General features: G+C 66.1%; 20 protein-coding genes. 15 read left to right on the forward strand and 5 right to left on the reverse strand.

Features of this window, described 5'->3' with window-relative positions; genetic code table 11:
- The first annotated feature begins 184 nt into the window (after positions 1-184).
- The 9 genes from D9V32_RS00295 (at position 185) to D9V32_RS00335 (ending at position 11,160) form a co-directional block, all read left to right on the forward strand.
- On the forward strand, positions 185-508 hold the full coding sequence (locus tag D9V32_RS00295; RefSeq protein ID WP_121646907.1) for a PqqD family protein: 324 nt from the start codon (positions 185-187) through the stop codon (positions 506-508).
- Complete coding sequence (locus D9V32_RS00300; protein WP_121646908.1) at positions 505-1,620, forward strand: PqqD family protein; 1,116 nt, start codon at positions 505-507, stop codon at positions 1,618-1,620. Before D9V32_RS00295 ends, D9V32_RS00300 begins: the two co-directional genes overlap by 4 nt.
- Positions 1,621-1,692: 72 nt before the next feature.
- Positions 1,693-4,269: a LuxR family transcriptional regulator gene (locus tag D9V32_RS00305; protein WP_183086103.1), complete on the forward strand. Its 2,577-nt coding sequence runs from the start codon at positions 1,693-1,695 to the stop codon at positions 4,267-4,269.
- A gap of 31 nt (positions 4,270-4,300) precedes the next feature.
- Positions 4,301-4,810 carry a twin-arginine translocase TatA/TatE family subunit gene (locus tag D9V32_RS00310; protein ID WP_121646910.1) on the forward strand — a complete coding sequence of 170 codons (510 nt, stop codon included), beginning with the start codon at positions 4,301-4,303 and terminating at the stop codon, positions 4,808-4,810.
- Entirely contained in the window at positions 4,803-5,378 is a 576-nt protein-coding gene (locus D9V32_RS00315) for an arsenate-mycothiol transferase ArsC (RefSeq protein ID WP_121646911.1), read from the forward strand. Before D9V32_RS00310 ends, D9V32_RS00315 begins: the two co-directional genes overlap by 8 nt.
- Positions 5,379-5,457: 79 nt before the next feature.
- A complete protein-coding gene (locus D9V32_RS00320; RefSeq protein ID WP_183086104.1) occupies positions 5,458-6,912 on the forward strand; it encodes a sugar transferase in 1,455 nt (484 codons plus the stop codon).
- Positions 6,913-6,914: 2 nt separating this feature from the next.
- Positions 6,915-7,688 carry a WecB/TagA/CpsF family glycosyltransferase gene (locus tag D9V32_RS00325; protein WP_121646913.1) on the forward strand — a complete coding sequence of 258 codons (774 nt, stop codon included), beginning with the start codon at positions 6,915-6,917 and terminating at the stop codon, positions 7,686-7,688.
- Between the two features lie 35 nt (positions 7,689-7,723).
- Positions 7,724-10,198: a helix-turn-helix transcriptional regulator gene (locus D9V32_RS00330; RefSeq protein WP_121646914.1), complete on the forward strand. Its 2,475-nt coding sequence runs from the start codon at positions 7,724-7,726 to the stop codon at positions 10,196-10,198.
- A gap of 338 nt (positions 10,199-10,536) precedes the next feature.
- A complete protein-coding gene (locus D9V32_RS00335) occupies positions 10,537-11,160 on the forward strand; it encodes a sigma-70 family RNA polymerase sigma factor (protein WP_121646915.1) in 624 nt (207 codons plus the stop codon).
- A 103-nt stretch (positions 11,161-11,263) separates the two neighbouring features.
- Here D9V32_RS00335 and D9V32_RS00340 read toward each other — a convergent pair whose 3' ends face one another.
- Both D9V32_RS00340 and lexA read right to left on the reverse strand, forming a co-directional pair.
- On the reverse strand, positions 11,264-11,812 hold the full coding sequence (locus D9V32_RS00340; protein WP_245981854.1) for a methylated-DNA--[protein]-cysteine S-methyltransferase: 549 nt from the start codon (positions 11,810-11,812) through the stop codon (positions 11,264-11,266).
- A 28-nt stretch (positions 11,813-11,840) separates the two neighbouring features.
- A complete protein-coding gene (gene lexA / locus D9V32_RS00345; protein WP_121646917.1) occupies positions 11,841-12,545 on the reverse strand; it encodes a transcriptional repressor LexA in 705 nt (234 codons plus the stop codon).
- A 246-nt stretch (positions 12,546-12,791) separates the two neighbouring features.
- Here lexA and D9V32_RS00350 point away from each other — a divergent pair, with 246 nt between their 5' ends.
- From D9V32_RS00350 to D9V32_RS00375, 6 genes are all read left to right on the forward strand, one after another.
- The gene (locus tag D9V32_RS00350) at positions 12,792-13,217 is read left to right on the forward strand and encodes a LysM peptidoglycan-binding domain-containing protein (RefSeq protein WP_121646918.1); all 426 of its coding nucleotides are present in this window, start codon (positions 12,792-12,794) and stop codon (positions 13,215-13,217) included.
- A 79-nt stretch (positions 13,218-13,296) separates the two neighbouring features.
- A complete protein-coding gene (locus D9V32_RS00355) occupies positions 13,297-14,379 on the forward strand; it encodes a histidinol-phosphate transaminase (protein ID WP_121646919.1) in 1,083 nt (360 codons plus the stop codon).
- Entirely contained in the window at positions 14,376-14,984 is a 609-nt protein-coding gene (gene hisB, locus D9V32_RS00360; protein WP_121646920.1) for an imidazoleglycerol-phosphate dehydratase HisB, read from the forward strand. Before D9V32_RS00355 ends, hisB begins: the two co-directional genes overlap by 4 nt.
- Positions 14,981-15,646: an imidazole glycerol phosphate synthase subunit HisH gene (gene hisH / locus D9V32_RS00365; RefSeq protein ID WP_121646921.1), complete on the forward strand. Its 666-nt coding sequence runs from the start codon at positions 14,981-14,983 to the stop codon at positions 15,644-15,646. Before hisB ends, hisH begins: the two co-directional genes overlap by 4 nt.
- Positions 15,647-15,744: 98 nt before the next feature.
- Complete coding sequence (gene priA / locus D9V32_RS00370; RefSeq protein ID WP_121646922.1) at positions 15,745-16,491, forward strand: bifunctional 1-(5-phosphoribosyl)-5-((5-phosphoribosylamino)methylideneamino)imidazole-4-carboxamide isomerase/phosphoribosylanthranilate isomerase PriA; 747 nt, start codon at positions 15,745-15,747, stop codon at positions 16,489-16,491.
- Positions 16,492-16,724: 233 nt separating this feature from the next.
- The gene (locus D9V32_RS00375; RefSeq protein ID WP_121646923.1) at positions 16,725-17,591 is read left to right on the forward strand and encodes an SseB family protein; all 867 of its coding nucleotides are present in this window, start codon (positions 16,725-16,727) and stop codon (positions 17,589-17,591) included.
- 112 nt (positions 17,592-17,703) lie between these two features.
- Here D9V32_RS00375 and D9V32_RS00380 read toward each other — a convergent pair whose 3' ends face one another.
- From D9V32_RS00380 to D9V32_RS00390, 3 genes are read right to left on the reverse strand one after another with little or no spacing between them, the layout of a single operon-like run.
- A complete protein-coding gene (locus D9V32_RS00380; RefSeq protein ID WP_121646924.1) occupies positions 17,704-18,513 on the reverse strand; it encodes a DUF1684 domain-containing protein in 810 nt (269 codons plus the stop codon).
- Entirely contained in the window at positions 18,506-19,780 is a 1,275-nt protein-coding gene (locus D9V32_RS00385; RefSeq protein WP_121646925.1) for an LLM class flavin-dependent oxidoreductase, read from the reverse strand. The genes D9V32_RS00380 and D9V32_RS00385 overlap by 8 nt, the downstream gene beginning before the upstream one ends.
- On the reverse strand, positions 19,777-20,859 hold the full coding sequence (locus D9V32_RS00390; protein ID WP_121646926.1) for an LLM class flavin-dependent oxidoreductase: 1,083 nt from the start codon (positions 20,857-20,859) through the stop codon (positions 19,777-19,779). Before D9V32_RS00390 ends, D9V32_RS00385 begins: the two co-directional genes overlap by 4 nt.
- Positions 20,860-20,905 lie beyond the last annotated feature (46 nt).

The following is a 20,905-nucleotide window of genomic DNA, read 5'->3' on the forward strand; positions in this document are numbered from 1 at the left end:
GGACACCTCACCCGGGCCGTTTTGATCTGGTTTTTTCGCCCCGGACCTGCTTTTTTATGCGTTTTTGAGTGGGTTGGGGCGGGTGGCATTTTTAACCTTTGTTCACCCGCAAATTAGCCCCGAGTAATCAATTGGCTCGCCGTCCGTCTGAAACCCAAACGGACTTTGAGCAAAGGAATATCCCGTGAAAAATTTCTGGAACCCCACCGATGTCCCGCGAGTTGTCGAAGGCGTGGCCGTCACCCAGACGTCCGAGGGCGTCTTCCTGGCCAACCTGCGCAGCTCGCGTATTCGCCGCCTCACCGGCACCGCGATCAACGTGTGGGAAACCATTGATGGCGAGCGAAACTTCGACCAGGTGTGCTCGGTCCTGGAGTGCAGCTTCGGCGAGGAGAACCGCGACGCAATCCGCGGAGACGTGCGCCGCCTTCTGGACGTTCTCGTGGAGGACGGCTCGCTGCGCTGCGTCACCGCTACCCCCGCGGGTGAGTCGGTGTCTCACCGATGACCTCACCCGACCACGTATTTGTTGATGCCCTGGGCGTGTGCGTGCACCTCGAACTCACCGGGCTGACCCCCGCGGAGAGCGATCACATTCGCGCGCTGTGGGCACACTGCGCGTGTGCGCACGCGGGCGAAACGAGCGTGGTCATTCGCGCGGCGCTCGACAGCAACGTCTTGGTGCTGCTGGATCCCGCCGATTTCGACATGGTTCTCGGGAGCTTCCCGGAGCTGTGCGAGCGGCTCTCCAGCCTGATCACCCGCACCGCGGTGGCCGAGCGCGCGACCTCGCTGCTGATGCTGCACGCCGGCGGAGTCGCCGACCCCGAGACCGGGCGCGCGGCGGTCATGGTGGGCCCCTCGGGAATGGGGAAGACCACGGCTACCCGCATCCTGGGCCGCGAGTACGTGTACGTGTCGGATGAGACCATCGGATTTGATGCGCACCTGCGGATCGAACCGTACCTCAAGCCGCTCGCGCTGAAGGACGACCTCCCCGCATCGCTGGGCTGGAAAACCCAGGCTGCCCCGGAATCGCTCGGTCTGCGCATGACGGATGCCGCCGCTTTTGATCTGGGCCCCCTGCTGTTCCTCGACCGCATACGAACCTCCGCGGATGGGGAACACGCTCAGGGCGCCCAGATTGTGCCCATCCCAGCAGACGAGGCCATTCATCGACTGGTCGAACAGGTGAGCTATCTGGCTTCCCGTGAGACACCGATTCGCCGGCTGAGGCACCTCATCGAGGTGGCCGGTGGTGCCTATCGGGTGCGCTACTCGGAGGCGACGAGCATCGCACCGGTCCTCGCGGAGCTCTTTCCCGGGCTGCGCCCCGTTCGGTATGACCGCGTGCTGTCGCGCGCGATCGTGAGCGATGAGGTTTCGGTGGGGGGTCGCACGCACCTGTTCCAGGACGGGCGGCTGATCGTGCTCAACGAAATTGCGACTCTGATCTGGCATCTGAGCGAGTTTCCAACCCCGCTGACCCTGATCGAGGAGGCCGTCTGGCGCGCATTCGGCCATCCGATTGGCGAGGGAGACGTCGACGAACTGGTCACCGAACTCACCGCGGCCGGACTGCTCATCGAATCCTCATCCGAAATGGAGCTGATCCGGTAATAATCTCGGACGTTTTGCGTCATTCCTATGTTCGAGAAATTAGCCGGGGGGCTACGAAGGGGGAAAGAGACTATGGACGGACTGCGCCAGACGGTACGACTGATCGAGACCGATCAGCGCGAGCTGACACGCCCCACCGGAATCCTCGGTGCCCCCGCTCTGTCCCCCTGGGTAGGAGCGCGCGCACACCTCCTCGCACGGGTCTCCGACTCCGTTGCCGAGTCAACCATCACCCTGATCCACGGCCCCGCCCAGAGCGGGAAGTCCACGCTGCTGGCCCAGTGGGCCGAGGCTCAGCCGGGTACCACCGGGGTCTACACGCGAATTGAGCGTGGCCCCGAATCAGCTACCCGCGTGTGGCAGGGCCTCGCGGAGGCAGCCGGGCTCGAGCAGACCGGTGATGCGCGCAGCGAGTTTCTCGCCCACCTCCGTGACCAGGAGGGCGCATTCCTCCTCCTGATCGATGACGCCCAGCACCTGCGCACCGCGGCATCCCTCACGGTTCTTCAGACAATTCTGCAGGCCAATTCGCGGGTGCGGATCATCGCCACCTCGACCACGCGAGACGTCCGCAGGCTGATGGCGCGCGAGCTTGACACCACCGTAACCGTGGCCGTCGCGCCGGACATGCTGAGCGCGACCCCGGGTGAGATCAACGCTCTGCTGAGCGCTCGCCGAGTAACGCGAGACGACGCCTTTGCACGGCGCGTACTTCAGAGCTGCGAGGGTGCGCCCAGCATCGGGTTTGCCTCACGACTGGCCGCCGAGCTCTCCACCGTTCGCGGTGTCCTGCGGATGACCGCGGCCGTCGACGATCTGCTGGCTCGGATCGAAGCCGACTACGCACGCACCCTGCTGGATGGTCTGCCCGAGCGTTTACACCGTTTCGTCGCGCTGATCGCGCTGATTCCTCAGCCCTCACGCGAGCTGATCGCGTGCCTCACCGACGGAACACCCGAGTCGCTCGCCGATGCCGCGAGCCTCGAAAACTCGGGAGTCGGTTCCTGGGTCCTGACCCCCGAGGGCGAGATTTTTGTGCTCGATGCCGCGGTTGCTGCGGAGATGCGCCGCACGGGCGCTCCCGCCCTCTCATCGGATGAGACCGAGGCGCTGCACGCGGTAGCTGGCACCCTGGAGGCGCAGAATGACGCCCTCGGTGCCGCCCTGCTCGCCGCCCATGCGGAGTGCTTGCCACTGCTCTCGGGGATCCTCACCCGCTCGGGTGCGACGATCCTTGCATCGCCGGTAACGGAGCTGCGCCGCATCGCCCGTGCCCTGCCGGCCCGCGGCCTCTCCGCCCATCCCGTTCTTGAACTCTTCTCGGCACTCGTTCGCTTCGGTACCCACACCGCGGTTTCGGAGCAGCCGTTCGCCGGAATCGCCCAGCGTGCACATCGAGTGGCCTCGACCGTTTCCGTTCCGGAGCGTCGAGCCCTTGAGCTCGTTCAGATCATCGCCCTGCGTCGCTCGGGTCAGTTCCAGCAGGCTCGTGACCTGAGCGCTCGCGTTCGGTCGACCCCGCCGCAGGCCGGTGCGACCGACGCCGCGGTGAGCGAGGAGCTCGCGCTTCAGGGTGCCATCAGCGAGTTCATCTCCGGCGACCTTCCTGCCGCCCTCGCCCTCTTCACCGACGTCCTGAACGATCCCGAGATCAGCGATCTGGGGCGAATGCGCTCCCACGGCTACGCGGCACTGATCTGCGTGCTCGACGGACGGGTTTCCCGCGCCGCAGAACACCTGGACGCTGCCGAGGCCAGCACGGCCTGGCACACCCACCGTAATCGCGTACTCGCGATCCCTGCCCGGCTTGCCCACGGGTTCGTGGCGCTCGAGGGTGGTGATTTCACGCGGGTAGAGCGTGTCATTCGCAGCCTCAAGATGCTGGGTATTCACGGTGAGGAACGCCCGATCTTTGACGCCCTCGTCGGCACCCACGCGATTGCTTCGGGGCAGAAGCAGGCCGGGCTCGAAGCGACTCAGCGCTCGGAGGATCTACGTCGCCTCGATAGCCGTCAGCTCACCGCCCTGGCCCTCGCCGCGCGCGCGGACCTGCTCGCCCTGGACCGTCGCGCACACGCCGGCCTGACGATGCTCGGCGCGTGGGACCGCGAATCGCCGGCGTTCGCCGGTGTCCTCGGCCGCCTCCTCCTCCACGTGGGCCGCTACACACAGGCTCTCACCTGGGTGGACCGCTGGCTCGCCGGTGATCGTCTCAGCCCGCGCGTGCGAGTGGAGTGCCTGATCGTCAAGGCCATCGCGAGTCGCCGTCTCGGCGATGGTGACCTCGTCCAGCCCTGCGTTCGCGATGCGCGCGAGCTCTCCGAACTGCACCGTCTGACGGTGCCCTGGCGCCTCATCTCGCACGCCGAGATCGTGGGTTCCGCGGGGGAGAGCACGACCTCGACCCACGAGTGGCTGAGCGAGATTCCCAACCCGGACGGGCACGTGCTTACCGCTCCCGACCTGACGCGTCGGGAACGCATCGTGCTCACCCAGCTGGCATCCGCACGGACCATGCCCGAAATCGCCGAGCACCTGGTCGTCTCGCCCAACACCGTCAAGGCCCAGACCCGCAGCATCTACCGCAAACTCGGTGCGACCTCGCGGCCGCACGCAATTCGCATCGCTAGCGAACTGCACCTCATCTAACGCACCCCTCCGGACCTGAAAGGAGTTACGAATGTTCGGACTGAGCATCGAAAAGATCATCCTGATCGCCGTTATTGCCGCGGTTGTTGTCGGGCCAGAGCGCCTTCCCGCCTACTCGCGCGGATTGAGCAGTGGAATCCGTAAGCTCAAGGCCTGGCTGGACTCCGGTAAGGAGCGCCTGGAAAGCGAGGTTGGTCAGGACATCGACTGGCGTCAGCTGAATCCGCGCCAGTATGACCCCCGCCGCATCATCAAGAACGCCCTGATTCCGACGGCTTCGGAGGCGTCGGCCGCGCCGGTTCCTACCGCCTCGGCCGAGAAATCCTCTGCCGAGCCGGACAACCGCACCTATGCAACCCCCTCCAAGCCCCGTGTGGCTGGCCGTCCAACCGACTCCCGCAACACCCCGACCGGCACCGATACCAACGCGGCCCTCGCGGAGCACGAAACGGTTCAGCCTCCCGCAGCCGATGCCGGGAACCCCGCCAAATCCGACACCGTTTCGGTGCCGGAACAGGGGGTGACGAGCTCGAATGAGTAACCCGACACCCGCGCCGAAACCGATTCGTCTGCTCACCGTGTGCTCGGCCAACATTGCCCGCTCTCCCTACCTGGAGCGTCGGCTCCAGCACGACCTGGACGCCGCGGCCCCGAGCACCTTTCTCGTGGACAGCGCCGGCACCCACTCCTTCGGCCCGCCGCGTCGTATGGCGAGCGGGACCCGCGAGCGCCTCGCTCGCGCGGGCATGAGCAGCGAGAACTTTCGCTCCGCCGTCATCTCCGCCACCCACGTGCGCGATGTAGACCTCGTTATCACCATGACCGAGCAGCACCGCCGCGATGTCCTTGCCGAGTATCCCTCGGTATTCGATCGCATCTTCACCGTTGGTGAAATGGAAATCATTGCCGCCCAGGCTCCCACGGGAGCCTCCGCCCGCGCGAAGATCTCCGCCGCCCAGACGATGCGACCGGCCATCCGTGGTCGGCACACCCTCCTCGATGTTGATGACCCCTACGGTCACGGCGACGCCGAGTTCGATGCCATGGCCCGCCGGCTCGATGCCGCCTCAGCCCTCATCACCGCGTGGATCACGAGTCCCACCGGATGAGCTCCGCCTACCCAACACTCGACGTCCTTCGCGCGATCCGCGCCGTCCATCCCGATTTTATGAAAGTGAGGAGTGCCCGATGATCGAAACCCTGGCCCCCTCAACGGCGCGTGCAACCCCGTTTGAGCGTCGCTCGATTGGTTCTCGCTACTTCGGCCTGCTGTGCGTACTCGATGCCGGCGTGCTGTTTGGTGCCGCGTTTCTCTCACAGTGGCTGCGCTTCGGCGACGAAAAGCACGTATTCGCGCTGGGCGGTGGACTCGTCAACTACACCGTGTTCTCGATCGTGCTGTCGGCGGTGTGGATCCTGCTGATCCTCGCCATCACCATCGGTAGCTCGCGGAGGCACGCTCACGAGCCGCTGCAGCCGTTTGCCGACGTCATGACCGCGACCCTCTTCCTGGTGGCCGGCTACGCGGTTTTCGCGACGGCCACCCAGACCGAAGTCTCCCGCGGCTACCTGTTTATTGCGGTGCCCGCGGGCACCCTGGGTCTCCTAATCACTCGCTATATTGCGCTCCGTCGGCCACAAAAAGCGGTGCCGACGATGCTGATCGGAACCGAGGACGAGCTCCGGGGTATCCATGAGCGCCTCGACCGGGGCAACGAGCCGGTTCGGGTGCGCGAAGAAATTGTGCTCCACGCCGACCGGGTCTCCGCGCAGGGAGAAACCATTCTTGCCGATGACACCGTGCTCTCCGAGGGAGACCTGCGTAAGCGGGTAATGGCCGCAAACGTGGATGCGGTTGTCATCGCTACCCGCAGCGTTCACGAGGGTGATACCTTCCTCGAAACCATCAACTGGTCGCTGTACGGCAGCCCGGTTGAGGTCATCGTGATGCCCCAGCTGGGGCGCGTTCCCCTCTCCCGGTTGAGCGTGGTGCCCTACGGCGACAGCGTGACCGGTGTGATTCGCGCCACCCGCTATCAGGGTGCCCCCTTCCTGATCAAACGGCTGGTGGACATCCTGCTCTCCGGGCTCGCTCTCGTTGTGCTCTCCCCGGTTCTGCTGGTCGTGTCGATCATGGTGCGGGTCACGAGTTCCGGGCCGGTGATCTTCCGGCAGGAACGCGTTGGCCGTCACGGCAAGACCTTCACGATCCTGAAGTTCCGCACGATGATCAGCAACGCCGAGGAGATGCTTGAGGAGCTTGCGGCGAGCAACGAATCCGATGGTCCGCTCTTTAAGATGCGCGACGATCCCCGGGTCACCTCGATCGGCGGGTTCCTGCGCAAGTGGTCGCTGGACGAGCTGCCCCAGCTCATCAACGTCCTTCGCGGGGACATGAGCCTCGTCGGGCCGCGTCCCGCCCTCCCCACCGAGGTTGAGCAGTACGACGTCGCGGCCAAGCGCCGCCTGCTCGCGGTGCCCGGCATCACCGGGCCCTGGCAGATCAGCGGGCGTTCGGATCTCACCTGGCAGCAGGGCCTGTCCATTGATCTCTTTTACATCGACAACTGGTCGTTGGCGCTTGATTGTCGAATCATTGCGCTCACCTTCGTTGTCGTCCTGGCACGGAAGGGTGCGTACTAGTCATGTCTACGATTCAAATGTCCTTTGTGGAAAACCGCAGTCTTCTCGGCGGACACGAGCTGTTCTCCGGCGGCACGGACGACCTCCTCGAGGAACTCGATGAGATGGTCCGTGAGAACCGCCGCCACCTCGTCATCACCCCCAACGTTGACCAGGCGCTGCTGCTCTCGCGCGATGACAGCCTGCAGTACGTCTTTGAGCGCGCGAGTATGCGCCTGATTGACGGGTTCCCGCTGATGGCGCTGGCACGGTTCCTCGGCGATGGCGAGGCACAGCGTCACACCGGTGCCGACCTGCTGGAAATTACCGCTGCCGAGTCCGTTCGCCGCGGATGGCGGATCGCGATCACCGGCGGTGCCGAATCAACCACGGCTGCCGCGGCACGAAACCTCGCGGCCCAGTACCCGGGCGCCGAGATCGTTGCCGTTCCGTTCCCGCAGATCGGTGAGGACGTCCACAGCGCTGAGTCCGCTCAGGTGGTGAGCGCGCTCGCCGAGTTTGAACCGGACCTGGTGTTCCTGTGCCTTGGTTTCCCGAAGCAGGAGCGGTGGTACCTGACCTGGGAGGACGCCCTACCCCCGGCCGTCTACATCGGGTCCGGTGCCGCCGTGGAGTTTGCCGCGGGCTCGCGCGTTCGCGCACCCCAGCTGGTGCAGCGTGCCGGGCTGGAGTGGATGTGGCGACTCCTGCAGGAGCCGGGCCGATTGGCCCACCGCTACCTGATTCGTGGACCGCGTTTCCTCGGATTGCTGCTGCGTTCGCTGCGGATGCGGTAGTGTCCGACCATGTACTCTGCGCAGAGGATTAGATCATGCTGAGGCACGACACCTGGGTGGCCGGTGCCACCACGAACGGATTTGTCCTGGACGACATCGTCTCCGAGTCGTTTGGACACCTTCGAGACGGCCGAAGCGTGCGCCTCGTTGGCGATGCCGGATCCGGCCGTAGCTCGGTGCTCGAAAAGTGCATCGAGCTCGTCGAGGCCACCGGCCGCGAGGTTCTGGTTGCGCGCGGAGAACCCGCGGCCCAGCTCGAGCCGGGGTATGGTCTGCAGCAGCTGGGGCTCACCGTAGCCGGCCGCACCCCAAATGCGCTGGTCGACATGTTCTCGCGTGAGCTCTCCTCCTCGGGGCCGACGGTCATCGCCATTGATGACGCGGCATACCTCGACACGCTCTCGCTCCGGGTCATCGAGACGGTGCGGATGCGCACCGGGATTCCGCTGATTCGAGTCGAGCGTGGGCACGATGCTGCGCGGACCGGTTTTCGGCCGTACTGGCCGGAGGCCGAGGTGAGCATTCCCACGCTGCGCCTGGATCAGGTGGGGCTCGTGGTTGCCGCAATCCTGCACGGCCCGGTCGAGCTCAGTACGATCACCCGGGTCCTGACCGTGTCGGGTGGTAACCCCCGCTTTATCCGCGCGATCATGGATCTGGCCCAGCGTCGAGGCACGGTTCGCCTGCAGAACGGCCGCTGGAGCGGACAGCTTCCCCTCTTCGATAACGAGCTGGCTCACCTGGTTGAAGCCCACGTCGGGCACGAACCCCAGGTGCGCTCGGCCCTGCGCTGGCTCGCGGCCCACGGCCCGCTGCCCGCCCCCGAGGCTGAGCGCGAGCTCGGGTTTGAAATCATTGAGGATCTGCGCGGACGCGGGTACCTGGTGGATCTTCCCTCGGATCATGACACCTCGGAGATTCACGTCTGGCCCCCGCTCGTGCAGCAGCTGTTCTCTCCCTCTCACGCGCCGATCAGCGACGTGGTGGACGGGCAGCTTGTGAACGTTCAGGAGTCCTCGCGTGAGGCCGAACTCGTCACCGCGGACGCCGCGCTTTCGCGTCACTTCGAATTCCTCAGCGCGAGCCGGATGGCCAAGAGCTATGCAATCTGGCGGCAGTCGCCGACGGCGCGCAGCGCGGTGCTCTACCTCAGTGACGCGATGGCACACGCGTCCGAAAATGCCCGGGTGGAGACCGTGCTCGCCCACACCCGGATGGCGGATTCAAACCAGGTACACGCATCCCTGCTTCGTGCCATGGCCTATCAGTGGTGGACCATTGATCGCGGGCGGCAGGATCGTGCGGACGCCCTTCGGGCGGAAAGCGACGACGCGGCTCTCGACGCCGTCTTCCTCGTCACCCGCGCGTTCCGCGGCTGCATGCCAACGGAGCAGGAGACCGCGATGCTCTGGGACAACGCCGTTGAACCCAGTGGAGTGGTTGCGACCTGCCTCGCGATCCTGCGCATCTTTGAGGCGGATCTGCCGGGCGCGCGCGACGCGATTCGCGTTGGGCGAGATTCCACGCTCATTCAGCTGTGGGGCAAGCACATCGAGTTGTTGATGCGCATGCTGGGTCCGGAGGCCCCGAGCCTTCGAGAGACGGTCGACCGGGCACGCGACGAGGCGGTGGCTGATCTCTCGCGCGAGGGGTACGCGATCTTCTCGTATATCGTGGCGCTCGATCTTGAACTGCGCGGCCACACCCGTGAGCAGCGCTCGGTGCTGAGCTCGGTCGCGGCAATGGGCCGCCCGGGCCGTCTGGGACGCTACTTCTTTGACGCCTCAATGACAATGCTGAAGCGCAACACGATCACCGATGATTTCCGCGCCGGCGTGCGCATGCCGATCGAGGGTGCCCGGGAGATTCTGGCTGGACCGCTGCCCTGGGTGGGGAACCGCTGGGAGGCGCTCGGCATCTTTGTGGGTGAAACCCCGGAGGAAGCGGATACCCGGATTGCGGCGGATATTGATCGCCTCATGCAGGGACGCTCGTATCTTTCCGCGACCCACATCGCCGCATACGGAACGGCCCTGCTGGGGCGTGGCGAGTGCAGCTCGCTGCTGTCTCAGCTCTGTCGAGAACACCCGGTGCTGCGCTACGCGCTGATCGGTTCGTTCGCCACCGCACTCGATGCCGGGCCGATCGCCGTGGCGAGCTGGGTCGAGGAGCACCCGAGTTTCGAGGGGGAGTACCTGGTGGAGCGGGCGCTTGCGACCTACCTCAAGACAAACCCCGACCGCTTGGACTCCGCCGAGCTCGATCGCCTCGGTCGCCTGGTGGCGGCGCGCACGATCATCCGCAAGCAGGAACGGGTTGTGCTGGCCTCGCTCACCGGCCGCGAACGCGAGATCGCTCGTTTGGCGGGTTCGCTCAGCAACCAGGAAATTGCCGATCGACTGCGGTTGAGCCAGCGCACGGTTGAGAACTATATCTCTCAGGCGCTGCGAAAGACCGGCTGCAAGAACCGCGTGGAGCTGTCCGAAGCGGTTTTGCTGAGCGGGCACTAGTAGCACGCGCGGGTGCCTACCGCTCGTTTTTGATGCGGTATTTGCAATCGAGGAGCGGTTCGTGTGCGTCGTCGCCGCGACCCCTCCGTGACCCGTGGCCATACCGGCGTTTTGGATCACGGATTAGGCGGTAATTACGCACGACTTTTTTCGTGCTCCACATGGTTTTGTGAACCTCACGCACAGATGAGGTTGTTTCACGCACAGGCGGGTTTTTGCCTGGATATCTTCATGCTCTGGTCGAACGGCCTCCGCATGAAAGGTGAAACACCGTGTCAATTGCAACCCTCACACCTTCAACACCGTCTCTCGTCAGCACCGCCTCCGAGGTGTGCGACATGTGGGTGCAGCATGCATCCGCAGCCCGAGCGTTCGCACTGAGCGTGACCCACCGATTTGATCCCGATGACCTCGTGAGCGAGGCCTTCACCCGGATCCTTCAGCGCGTGAACAACGGCCACCCCGTAACGCGCGCATTCAAGTCCTACCTGTACACCACGATTCGCAACATTGCGATCGACTGGTCGCGGGTGGATCGCGAGATCGCGACCGACACCGTCCCCGAGATCGCGGATATCCGCACGCCGGAACACATCGTGGCCTCCCTCGAACCCAACGCCGTGGTGGTGGAGGCGTTTGTGATGCTGCCCGAGCGTTCGAAGGACGCCCTCTGGCTCACCGCCGTCGAGCGGATGAAGCCGAAGGAGGTCGCGAACCTGATGGGTGTCTCTCCCGGTGCCGTCGCGCAGATGACGTTCCGCGCTCGCGGACAGTTGCGGACACAGTGGCTGGGAGTTCAGATCCGTAAGGGGCAGACGAGCGCCGATTGCGCCGAGGCCCTCTACGCCTGGGATAGCGGTAAGTCGGACCAGACCGTAACGTGGGAGAGCCACATCGACGTCTGTGTAAACTGCGCAGACCTGCTCGCCCAGTTCAAGGTGCTTCCCAAGACCCGTAGCTAGTCGCCGTTTGCCGAGCACGTCATGGCGGGCCGTAGCGTACGCGTAACCGGTGATTTCGGGAGCGGCAGGAGCGTGCGGCGCTGGTTGGTAACGACTCGGCAGCCTAGAACAGCCGGGACGCGCGGGCGTCCTCGCCCTCCTCGAGCTCAAGGAGCGCGGCCTTGCGCGCCACACCACCCGCGAAGCCGGTCAGGGAACCTCCCGCACCGACCACCCGATGACAGGGCACCACGATGCTCAGCGGATTGCGTCCCACCGCGCCGCCCACGGCCTGAGCGGCACCGGGCTGGCCGAGTTCGGCCGCGATCTCGCCGTAGCTGATCGTGTGTCCGCGCGAGATCTCACGGAGGCGAGCCCAGACGCGCTGCGCAAACTCCTCGCCGTCGGGATCTAGGAGGAGATCAAAACGATCGCGCTCACCGGCGAAGTACTCGCCGAGCTGAGCCCGGGTACGAGCGAGCACCGGCACCGCGTCCGCACTCACGCGTTCGCCGAGGGTCGCATCCGCGGGGCGGCGAGCATGCTGCGCAAAATAGATCGCGACCAGGGCATCACCGCGCGCTACGAGGGTGAGGTCGTCCAGCGGGGAGGGAATCACCGCAAATACGAGCGGATGGGCATCCTGGAGGGACCGCTTGGGATCGATGGACACGGGTTCTCCGCTCTGTACCTTCGGCCGGTTAGACGGCGCGCAGTACCGCGACGATCTTGCCCAGTACCTCGGCGTGGTCGCCCAGGATGGGTTCGAAGTTTGAGTTCCGCGGCAGGAGCCAGGTGTGGCCATCGCGCTGCCGGAAAACCTTGACGGTGGCTTCCTCATCGAGCATCGCGGCCACAATGTCGCCGTTTTCGGCACTGTGCTGCTGGCGCACCACGACCCAGTCGCCGTCGCAGATCGCGGCGTCGATCATCGAGTCGCCCTGTACCTTCAGCATGAAGAGATCACCCTTGCCCACGAGCTGACGCGGCAGCGGGAAGACCTCCTCGACCTGCTGCTCGGCGGTGATCGGTGAACCGGCCGCGATGCGCCCCACCAGGGGAACCATCGCCGCGTCACCGACCGGGGGAGTCGCGGCCTCAAACGTGGCCGAGGATACCGTGGTACCCGGGAGATCGATCAGGATTTCCAGGGCGCGCGGACGGTTCGGGTCGCGTCGGAGGTAACCGCTGAGCTCGAGCTGGTTGAGCTGGTGCGTAACACTCGACAGCGAGGCGAGGCCCACGGCGTCGCCGATCTCACGCATGCTCGGCGGGTATCCGCGATCGGACACCGAGCGAGAGATGTATTCGAGAATCGAACGCTGCTTATCGCTCAGACTCTTGCGCCGCCGGGTGCCGGTTTTGGGCGCGTTTGCGGCGTCTGTGTTCGGCTTCTTGGCGACCATGTTTTCCCGTCCTGACGGCCCTTTTGAGCCAGTGTCGGTGGTTGTTGGTTGAGTAATCCCAACAGTCGAAACTGTATCCAGCACTCGAACAGAAAACAAACACTTCTTCGAGTGTGTCGCGAAAAAATGTTGAAAATATTCGAAAACCGGCTTGAGGTTTCGATTATTCGAAGTTATATTCGAAACAGATGTTCTAATTCGAACGTTACCCCCCACTGATCATCACCGGAAAGAGAGAGGCAAATCATGAGTACAGCAATCCAGACGCCGCAGCGTTCCCTGAGCGTCGGTCGTGGTTCTGACACCGGATCGGCCGTGAGTGCTCCGAATGAGCGTGGCAGTGGGCATAGCAGTGGCAAGATTCGCCTCACCCGCCGTGGTCGTGTGGTGTTCACCACCCTGGCGGCGCTGCCCATCGTTATCGCGCTGACCATTCTGGGTCTGAATGCCGGCGGCGCGGTGGCCTCCTCCACTCCGGTCGATGCAGACTTCCGTTATGTCACCGTTGCCAGTGGCGACACCCTGTGGCAGCTCGCGGTTGAGCTTGACCCCCGGGCCGACCCCCGAGACGTGATCGCCGAGATCCGTGACCTCAACCAGCTCCAGACCTCCTCGCTGGATGCTGGGCAGCGCCTCGCCATCCCGCTGCGTTTCGGCACCGCGGGGCACTAGTACCGCGCGGTTTCGCACACCCGTGCAGACTGGGCAAATGTGCGCCCTCCCCGCGGTATCCACTGGGTAAACTTTTCCCGTGACCACTCTTGACGATCTGCCCCTCCGCGACAATCTGCGCGGCCAAATTCCCTACGGTGCCCCTCAGCTGAGTGTGCCCGTTGCGCTCAACGTCAACGAGAACACCCATCGGATCCCCGAGGCCGTCGCCCAGGACATCGTGGCCCGCGTGGCCGAAACCGTTCTCGGCCTGAACCGCTACCCGGATCGTGAGTTCACCGGTCTGCGCGAACGCCTTGCTCGCTATCTCGGCCACGGGCTCACCGCCGAAAACATCTGGGCGGCCAATGGCTCCAACGAGGTGCTTCAGCACATTCTCTCGGCGTTCGCCGGGCCCGGCCGCTCGCTGCTCGGCTTCGCCCCCACCTACTCGATGTATTCGCTCCTGGCCGCCGGGGGAGACACCACCTGGATTCCCGGCGTGCGCGAGCACGACTACGAGCTCTCGGCCGAGAGTGCCGTGGCCCAGGTGCGCGAGCACCAGCCCGACGTCGTGTTCCTCTGCTCGCCGAACAACCCCACGGGCACCCCCATCGATCTCGAGACCATCGCGGCCATCTACGATGCCACCGACGGCATCGTTGTTGTCGATGAGGCCTATGCCGAGTTCGCGCCGGACGGCACCGAGAGCGCACTGACCCTGCTGCCCGGGCGCCCGCGCCTGCTGATCTCGCGCACCATGAGCAAGGCATTCGCCTTCGCCGGTGCCCGCGTCGGCTACCTCGCCGCCGACCCTGCGGCGGTGGACGCGCTGCGTCTCGTGCGCCTGCCCTACCACCTCTCGGCCCTCACCCAGGCGGCCGCCGAGGCCGCCCTCGATCACACCGACGAGATGCTCGCCATGGTGGATGATATCCGCGGTCAGCGTGACCGCATCGTCACCCGCCTCACCGAGCTGGGCTACACCCCGCACCGCACCCACTCCAACTTCGTGCTCTTCGGCGGCGTCGACGACCCGAAGGCGCTGTTCACCGCGCTGCTTGAGCGCGGCATCCTGATCCGCGATGTTGGAATCCCCGGTCACCTGCGGGTGAGCGCCGGAACCGAGGCCGAAACCACCGCCTTCCTCGAGGCCCTGAGCGCGCTAAGCTCAGAGGCATGACCAGCGCACCCCGGACCGCGACGATTACGCGGGAGACCAGTGAATCCTCGATCGAGCTCGAGATCAACCTCGACGGCACCGGCCGCAGCGAGATCCACACCTCGGTGCCCTTCTATGACCACATGCTCACCGCATTCGCCAAGCACTCGCTGACCGATCTGCGCGTGAAGGCCACCGGTGACACCCACATCGATGTGCACCACACCGTGGAGGACATCGGCATTGCCCTGGGCCTCGCCATTCGTGATGCCCTCGGCGACAAGTCCGGCATTGCCCGCTACGGCGACGCCCTGTGCCCGCTGGACGAGGCGCTCGCGCAGGCCGTGGTCGACATTTCCGGCCGCCCGTTCCTCGTACACACCGGCGAGCCCGCCGGCTTCGAGTTTCACCTCATCGGGGGCCACTTCACCGGCTCGATGATCCGTCACGTCTTCGAGGCGATCACCTTCAACGCCGGGCTGACCGTCCACATCGACGTGCGTTCGGGCCGCGACCCGCATCACATCGCCGAGGCCGAGTTCAAGGCGTTTGCGCGTGCATTCCGGCAGGCAAAGGCCCTCGACCCGCTGGTCGAGGGCATCCCCTCCACGAAGGGCAAGCTGTGAGCGATACCCAGACCGGCGAGCGTCGCCCCCGCGTCGTCGTTTTTGACTACGGATCGGGCAACGTTCACTCCGCTGTCAAGGCTCTCGAAAAGGCCGGTGCCGACGTCACCCTGAGCGGCGACTTCGCCGAGGCCATGGCCGCCGACGGCCTGTTTGTTCCCGGCGTCGGCGCGTTTGACGCGGTGATGTCAGCGCTGGAGAAGTCCGGCGGTGCCCGCATCATCGACAAGCGCATCACCGGCGGCAAGCCGGTGCTCGGCGTGTGCGTGGGCCTGCAGGTGATGTTTGGTCAGGGTACCGAGCGCGGTGTCGAAACCGAGGGTCTGGGCCAGTGGCCGGGATCGATCACCGAGCTGCCCGCCGACGTGGTGCCGCACATGGGCTGGAACACCGTGCGCGTTCCGGAAAACTCCCGGTTGCTGCGCGGTCTCGAGAACGAGCGCTTCTACTTTGTTCACTCCTACGCGGCCCAGGAGTGGCTGCTGGACGTGATCCCACCCTTTACGGAACCGGCCCTCACCTGGGCCGACCACGGTGTTCCCTTCCTGGCCGCGATCGAAAACGGACCGCTCACGGCCACCCAGTTCCACCCGGAAAAATCCGGGGATGCGGGCATCGCCCTGCTGCGGAACTGGCTCGACACCCTTCCCCTCCCGGAGTAGCACGCGATGGTGCCACCGCCGGCACCATCCCTCCGACCCCAACCCCGCGGATCCAGACCAACCCGGTAACGGATCCGAATACAGGACACAAGGACAACATGAGCGAGTTCAACAACACCCCGGCACTCGAACTGCTGCCGGCCGTGGACGTGGCCGACGGTAAGGCCGTGCGCCTCACCCAGGGCGAAGCCGGATCCGAGACCAACTACGGCGACCCCGTAGACGCCGCACAGGACTGGGCCAACCAGGGTGCCGAGTGGATCCACCTGGTCGACCTCGATGCCGCGTTCGGCCGCGGGAACAACCAGACGGTGATCCGTCGCGTGATCAAGGCCGTGCACGGTGTGAAGATCGAGCTCTCCGGTGGTATCCGCGATGACGCGAGCCTCGAGGCCGCCCTGGCCAGCGGCGTGACCCGAATCAACCTCGGCACCGCCGCACTGGAAAACCCCGAGTGGGCCGCCAACGTGATCGGCCAGTACGGCGACGCGATCGCCGTGGGCCTCGATGTCCGCGGTACGACCCTCGCCGCTCGCGGCTGGACCCGCGACGGCGGCGACCTCTGGACCGTCCTGGAGCGCCTCGAAGAGGCCGGTTGCACCCGCTACGTCCTGACCGACGTGACCAAGGATGGCACCCTGCAGGGACCGAACATCCCGCTGCTGAAGGAGGTCATGGAGCGCACCAACCGCCCCGTGGTGGCCTCCGGCGGCATCTCGAGCCTCGACGACATCGCCGCGCTGCGCGAGCTCGTGCCGCTGGGCCTCGAGGGTGCGATCGTGGGTAAGGCGCTGTACAACGGCAACTTCACCCTGCCCGAGGCACTGGACATCGCCTCCAACTAGCCGTGTGCGGCGATTGGCCGCATGCAAAGGCCCGGTTTTCCGCAGGGAAGCCGGGCCTTTGCGCGTTCGCCGGCGGCCGCCGTGCGCGCGGGCATCGCCCCGGGCCGATAGGCTGGTGAGGGTCACTCCCGCGCCCCGCGCGACCACGGATCGGCCACCCTAACAGCACCGCGGCAGCACCCCGCCGCACACCGTCATCCACCCGATGACACTGGTTCTCGCGAGGAGACAGCATGACCGAGCACACCCCGAACGACCCGCACGCACACGGTGCGGGCTGCGATCACGGCACCCCCGCCGATCCCACCGGAATCCGTGCCCGTATTGCCGCCCTTGCCGGAAACACCGCCGACAGCGCTGACCAAACCTGGGAGGGCCGTACCTTCCAGGCGCACGACAACGCCTACGCCGAGGACGACGGCAGCGCCCCGGCCGAGCTCGCTGAGGCGCAGCGCAGGTTTGCCGCGGGGGAGGGCTCCGCGGAGGCCGTGATTGATGCCTTCCGCAGCGCGCGCCTCCTGATCCCGCTGGTCGCCCACGCGGGCGATATCGGAGTCAACGCACACGGCCAGGAGATCGATAAGACCCAGGAGCTCTCGATCATTACCGTCGAGGGGCCGGATGGCCGAAACGTCCTGCCGGTGTTCTCGTCCGTTGCCGCGATGCAGACCTGGAACCCGAAGGCGCGGCCCGTGCCCGCCGACGGCATCCGGGTGGCCCTCGCCGCGGCCGAAGAAAACACCGACCTCGTGGTGCTCGATGCCACCACCCCGCTCGAGTTCGTGATCCGTCGCCCGGCGCTCTGGGCCATCGCCCGCGAGGAGGCCTGGATCCCCAGCTTCCATGATCCCGAGGTGTTCGCGGCGTTTGTCGCCTCGATCGGCACCGAACTCTCGGTACTCGACGTTGCGCTCTCCACCGGCGACCCACTCTCGCGCCTACACGGCCCCGAACTCGTCGTCACGCTTACCCTGATGCAGGGCCTCGACCGCACCATGCTCGACGCCGTGCTGCAGCGCCTCGCACAGCGCTGGGCCCAGGACGACGTGATCGCCACCCGGGCAGACTCCCTAACGGTTCGCCTCCGCTCCTCCGAGTAGCGGACACAGGTGCACGTACGCGTCCGTCTCCGCTCCTCCGAGTAACCGACACCGTTCCGCGCGCGCAAAAGCTCCCCGCCATCAATCATGGCGGGGAGCTTTTATCTGGTGCCTAGTGGTGCCGGTACGGCGCACCGCTGGCATCCACCGGCAGACGCTCGCCGGCGTGTACGCGCAGGGCCAGGCGGTTGTCGGGCGCGGGCAGCGGGCACACATAGTGGTCGCTGAAGCCGCACGGCGGAACGAACGCGCGGTTGAAGTCGATCACCGTGTTGCCCTCGGCATCGGCGGCCGGGACGGTGAGGAAGCGGAACCGGTAGGTTTCGTCCTCAGCGCCGGTGTCTGCCCCGGTCTGGTCGGCAAAGACCACCGAGTAGGCGTTGCCGGCGGCGGTGGCCACGAGCGCGGCCCAGGTGCCGTTGATGTTGACGTGCAGGCGGCCCTCGAGCGGCTTGTCCTGCACGAAGCCGTCGACCAGTTCGATCGCCAGGGTTTCATCCGCGGCGGCCTCGAAGCGGGCGGGGAACACCCAGGCAGGATCCGGGGTGAACGCGGCGATCTCGGCGATCGCCCTGCGGGTCTCCGAACGCGGGGTGAGTACCCGCAGTGCAAGATCCTCACCGCGGGCAAACGCGCGCAGAATGATGTCGCCAAACTCAAGGTCGGAGCCCAGCTCGACGCGCAGGGTCGTTGCGGGCTGCTCGACATCGGTGGGGATGAGTCCGACGATGGCGTTGCCCTCGCGCTGCCAGGTTCCGGGAAGCCCGGGCACCTCGGATGCGTGCTCGGTCAGCCAGTTGGTGCCCACGAGCGAGGCGATGCCGTACGGCGACAGCGTCTGCTGGAGGCGGGCCTCGTGCCAGGCGTTCCAGTCGTCGACAAAGGCGGTGGTGTCCGCGGGCGCGGTGGTGGACTCAGACATTGGTGGTTACTCGTTCCTGTGTGGTTTCGGCGGCGGCATCGGTGGTGCCGCTCAGTACGGTGCCCGAACGCTCGTGCGCGTAGAGCTCCTGTTCGGCGCGAACCTGCTCGGGGGTGAGGGGCCGGATCGCCTCGGCCAGGGCGGCCTCACGCTGCTGCGCCCATCCGGCCTGAATCAGCGGGTAGGCCTCCTCCAGCAGGATCCGCGCCTTCTCCACGGTCTCCTCGAGCGTGTGCAGCGCGGGATGGATGCCGAGGATCAGCTCATCGGTCAGTGCGATGGTGGGGTCGGCCAGCAGGTCCGCGGCGAGCTCCTCCGGGGTGCCCCAGATGAAGTTGTCGGAGAGCAGCTGGTCGGGAATCGAGGCGGTGAGATCCACCCGGCCGATCTTCGCGGCAAACTCGTTCCAGCGGCCCGCGCGCTCCCCGGCCTCCGCCAGGGCGGCCGCGTTGGTGGCGCCCGGGTAGGCGGTGCGGGAAGTCACCACGTACGGGGTACGGGTGTCGCCCCAGGTTTCGTGGAACACCCGGCGATACTCGCGCACCGAGTAGGCCTGGCGCTGCTGGAATCCGGCGCGGGCCTCGGCGGTGCGCTCGGCACCGTTTCCGAAGCGCTCGAGGATGAAGCCGTCCCCGCGTACCGCGGCCGCGCGAATGGTGTTGATATTGGAGCTGCCGTGCACCACGCGTCCGGTCAGTCCGGCGTTCGCCGGCCAGATGTGTGCGCTGCCCTCGGGCACCTGCGAGCCCTCAAGCGCCCAGTGCAGGGAGCCGATCTTGTCCTCGAAGTTGCGGTCGCGATCCTGCTCCCAGGCATTGAACACGTGGAAGGAGTCCGACGGCACGCCCTTGCCCACACCGAGGATGAGGCGGCCACCGGAGAGGTGATCGATGACCGCGACGTCCTCGGCCACGCGGATCGGATCATCCAGCACGATCGGCAGCACCGCGGTGCCGAGTCCGATGCGCGAGGTCGCGACCGCGGCGGCACCGAGGAACGCGTACGGGCTCGGCAGCGCGGCCCAGCCCGAGTGGAAGTGCCGGGTGGCGATCCAGGCGCTGTCGTAGCCGAGCTTTTCGAGCTCCTGGAACAGCAGGATGTTCTCGCGGTAGATGGTTGCGGTGTCGGTGTTCTGGTCGAGGTGGGTGATGAAGCCCACGCGCAGACGCTCCCCGATCACGGTGCTGCCGAGCGGGGCGGTGGTGCCCAGCGCGGAGATCTCATTGGGTTCGGGGCGGCGGCTGATCGAAATCTCTGGCGTGCTCATACTCGTGCCTCCACGGTGCTCTCATACGGGGCGAGGTTGTCGCCGGACGGTCGGAATGGAATGGATCGCTCCACGTAGGGAATCGCGGTCGTCGGCGTTGAGCCGCGCAGCCCCGGCAGTTGAGTTGCGAACAGCTCGATGGATTCGAGGATGTGCTCGGGCTTGACGTGCGGGCCCTGGAACTGAATCGCGGTCTGTTCGGTGCCGTCGAACTGGTCGGTCCAGCGCCAGATCGAATCCGCGACCTCCTCGGGGGTACCCACGGCGAAGGAGAGCTTTTCTGCGATGTCGTCGAAGTCGGCGCTGTCCGGCCCGCCGCGCCAGTCCACCTTCAGGTAGATGGCCGCGTAGTCGCGCAGGAACTCGACCGCGCGCTCGCGGGCGAGCTCCCGGGTGGGGGCAACGAGACCCGAGCGCAGGTGGATGACCTCGCCCCCGGGCACCCTTTCGCGGTACTCGGCGTTGAGCGCGAGGCGGGCGTGCAGCGGCATGGGGCGCGGGATCATCAGGCGATAGCCGTGTTCGGAGGCCAGCTCGATGGCGTTGCGGCCGGCGGCGGTCCAGATGACGTCCTTTGCGGGGCGCCCGGCGGGCGGGGAGATCTCGACGTCGTCGAAGTCGTAGAACTCGCCGTGGAAGGTGACGCGGCCGAGGTCGATGGCCTGGCGCAGGATCTCGTGCACCTCGCGGGAGCGGGCGGATCCCTCACCGGGGATCAGGCCGTAAACGCCCAGGAGGTCCTCAGTTCCGGCACCGCTGCCCACGCCGAGGTCGAGGCGACCGCCCGAGAGCGCGTCGAGCAGCAGGGCCGATTCGGCCAGACGAATGGGGTGGTAGAACGGCGCGCAGACCACCGAGGTGCCGAGGCGGATCTGCGAGGTCTTCGCGCTCAGCCGGGCGAGGAACAGCAGCGGGTCGGGAACCTCGCCGCGGGCATTCTGATGGTGTTCGGTGACCCAGACGCCGTTGTAGCCGAGCTGATCGCCGAGGACAACCTGCTCCTCGATATCGCGGTAGAGGGCGGCGGGGTTTTGGCCGTTGGTGACGTCACCGTAGTAGAAGAGGTCGATGCGTGGCATGGTGTGTGTCCTTTCAGACGGCGGGCATCCGGGCCGCGGATGCCCG

This window comes from Mycetocola tolaasinivorans (genome assembly GCF_003667565.1).
Taxonomy (GTDB): Bacteria; Actinomycetota; Actinomycetes; order Actinomycetales; family Microbacteriaceae; genus Mycetocola; species Mycetocola tolaasinivorans.

Coding starts and splice junctions, on each gene's coding strand:
- D9V32_RS00350 (WP_121646918.1), top strand. CDS start 12,792: ATGAGTACAGCAATCCAGACGCCGCAGCGTTCCCTGAGCGTCGGTCGT.
- D9V32_RS00310 (WP_121646910.1), top strand. CDS start 4,301: ATGTTCGGACTGAGCATCGAAAAGATCATCCTGATCGCCGTTATTGCC.
- hisB (WP_121646920.1), top strand. CDS start 14,376: ATGACCAGCGCACCCCGGACCGCGACGATTACGCGGGAGACCAGTGAA.
- priA (WP_121646922.1), top strand. CDS start 15,745: ATGAGCGAGTTCAACAACACCCCGGCACTCGAACTGCTGCCGGCCGTG.
- D9V32_RS00305 (WP_183086103.1), top strand. CDS start 1,693: ATGGACGGACTGCGCCAGACGGTACGACTGATCGAGACCGATCAGCGC.
- D9V32_RS00380 (WP_121646924.1), bottom strand. CDS start 18,513: ATGTCTGAGTCCACCACCGCGCCCGCGGACACCACCGCCTTTGTCGAC.
- lexA (WP_121646917.1), bottom strand. CDS start 12,545: ATGGTCGCCAAGAAGCCGAACACAGACGCCGCAAACGCGCCCAAAACC.
- D9V32_RS00320 (WP_183086104.1), top strand. CDS start 5,458: ATGATCGAAACCCTGGCCCCCTCAACGGCGCGTGCAACCCCGTTTGAG.
- D9V32_RS00300 (WP_121646908.1), top strand. CDS start 505: ATGACCTCACCCGACCACGTATTTGTTGATGCCCTGGGCGTGTGCGTG.
- D9V32_RS00315 (WP_121646911.1), top strand. CDS start 4,803: ATGAGTAACCCGACACCCGCGCCGAAACCGATTCGTCTGCTCACCGTG.
- D9V32_RS00390 (WP_121646926.1), bottom strand. CDS start 20,859: ATGCCACGCATCGACCTCTTCTACTACGGTGACGTCACCAACGGCCAA.
- D9V32_RS00335 (WP_121646915.1), top strand. CDS start 10,537: ATGTGGGTGCAGCATGCATCCGCAGCCCGAGCGTTCGCACTGAGCGTG.
- D9V32_RS00375 (WP_121646923.1), top strand. CDS start 16,725: ATGACCGAGCACACCCCGAACGACCCGCACGCACACGGTGCGGGCTGC.
- D9V32_RS00330 (WP_121646914.1), top strand. CDS start 7,724: ATGCTGAGGCACGACACCTGGGTGGCCGGTGCCACCACGAACGGATTT.
- D9V32_RS00325 (WP_121646913.1), top strand. CDS start 6,915: ATGTCTACGATTCAAATGTCCTTTGTGGAAAACCGCAGTCTTCTCGGC.
- D9V32_RS00385 (WP_121646925.1), bottom strand. CDS start 19,780: ATGAGCACGCCAGAGATTTCGATCAGCCGCCGCCCCGAACCCAATGAG.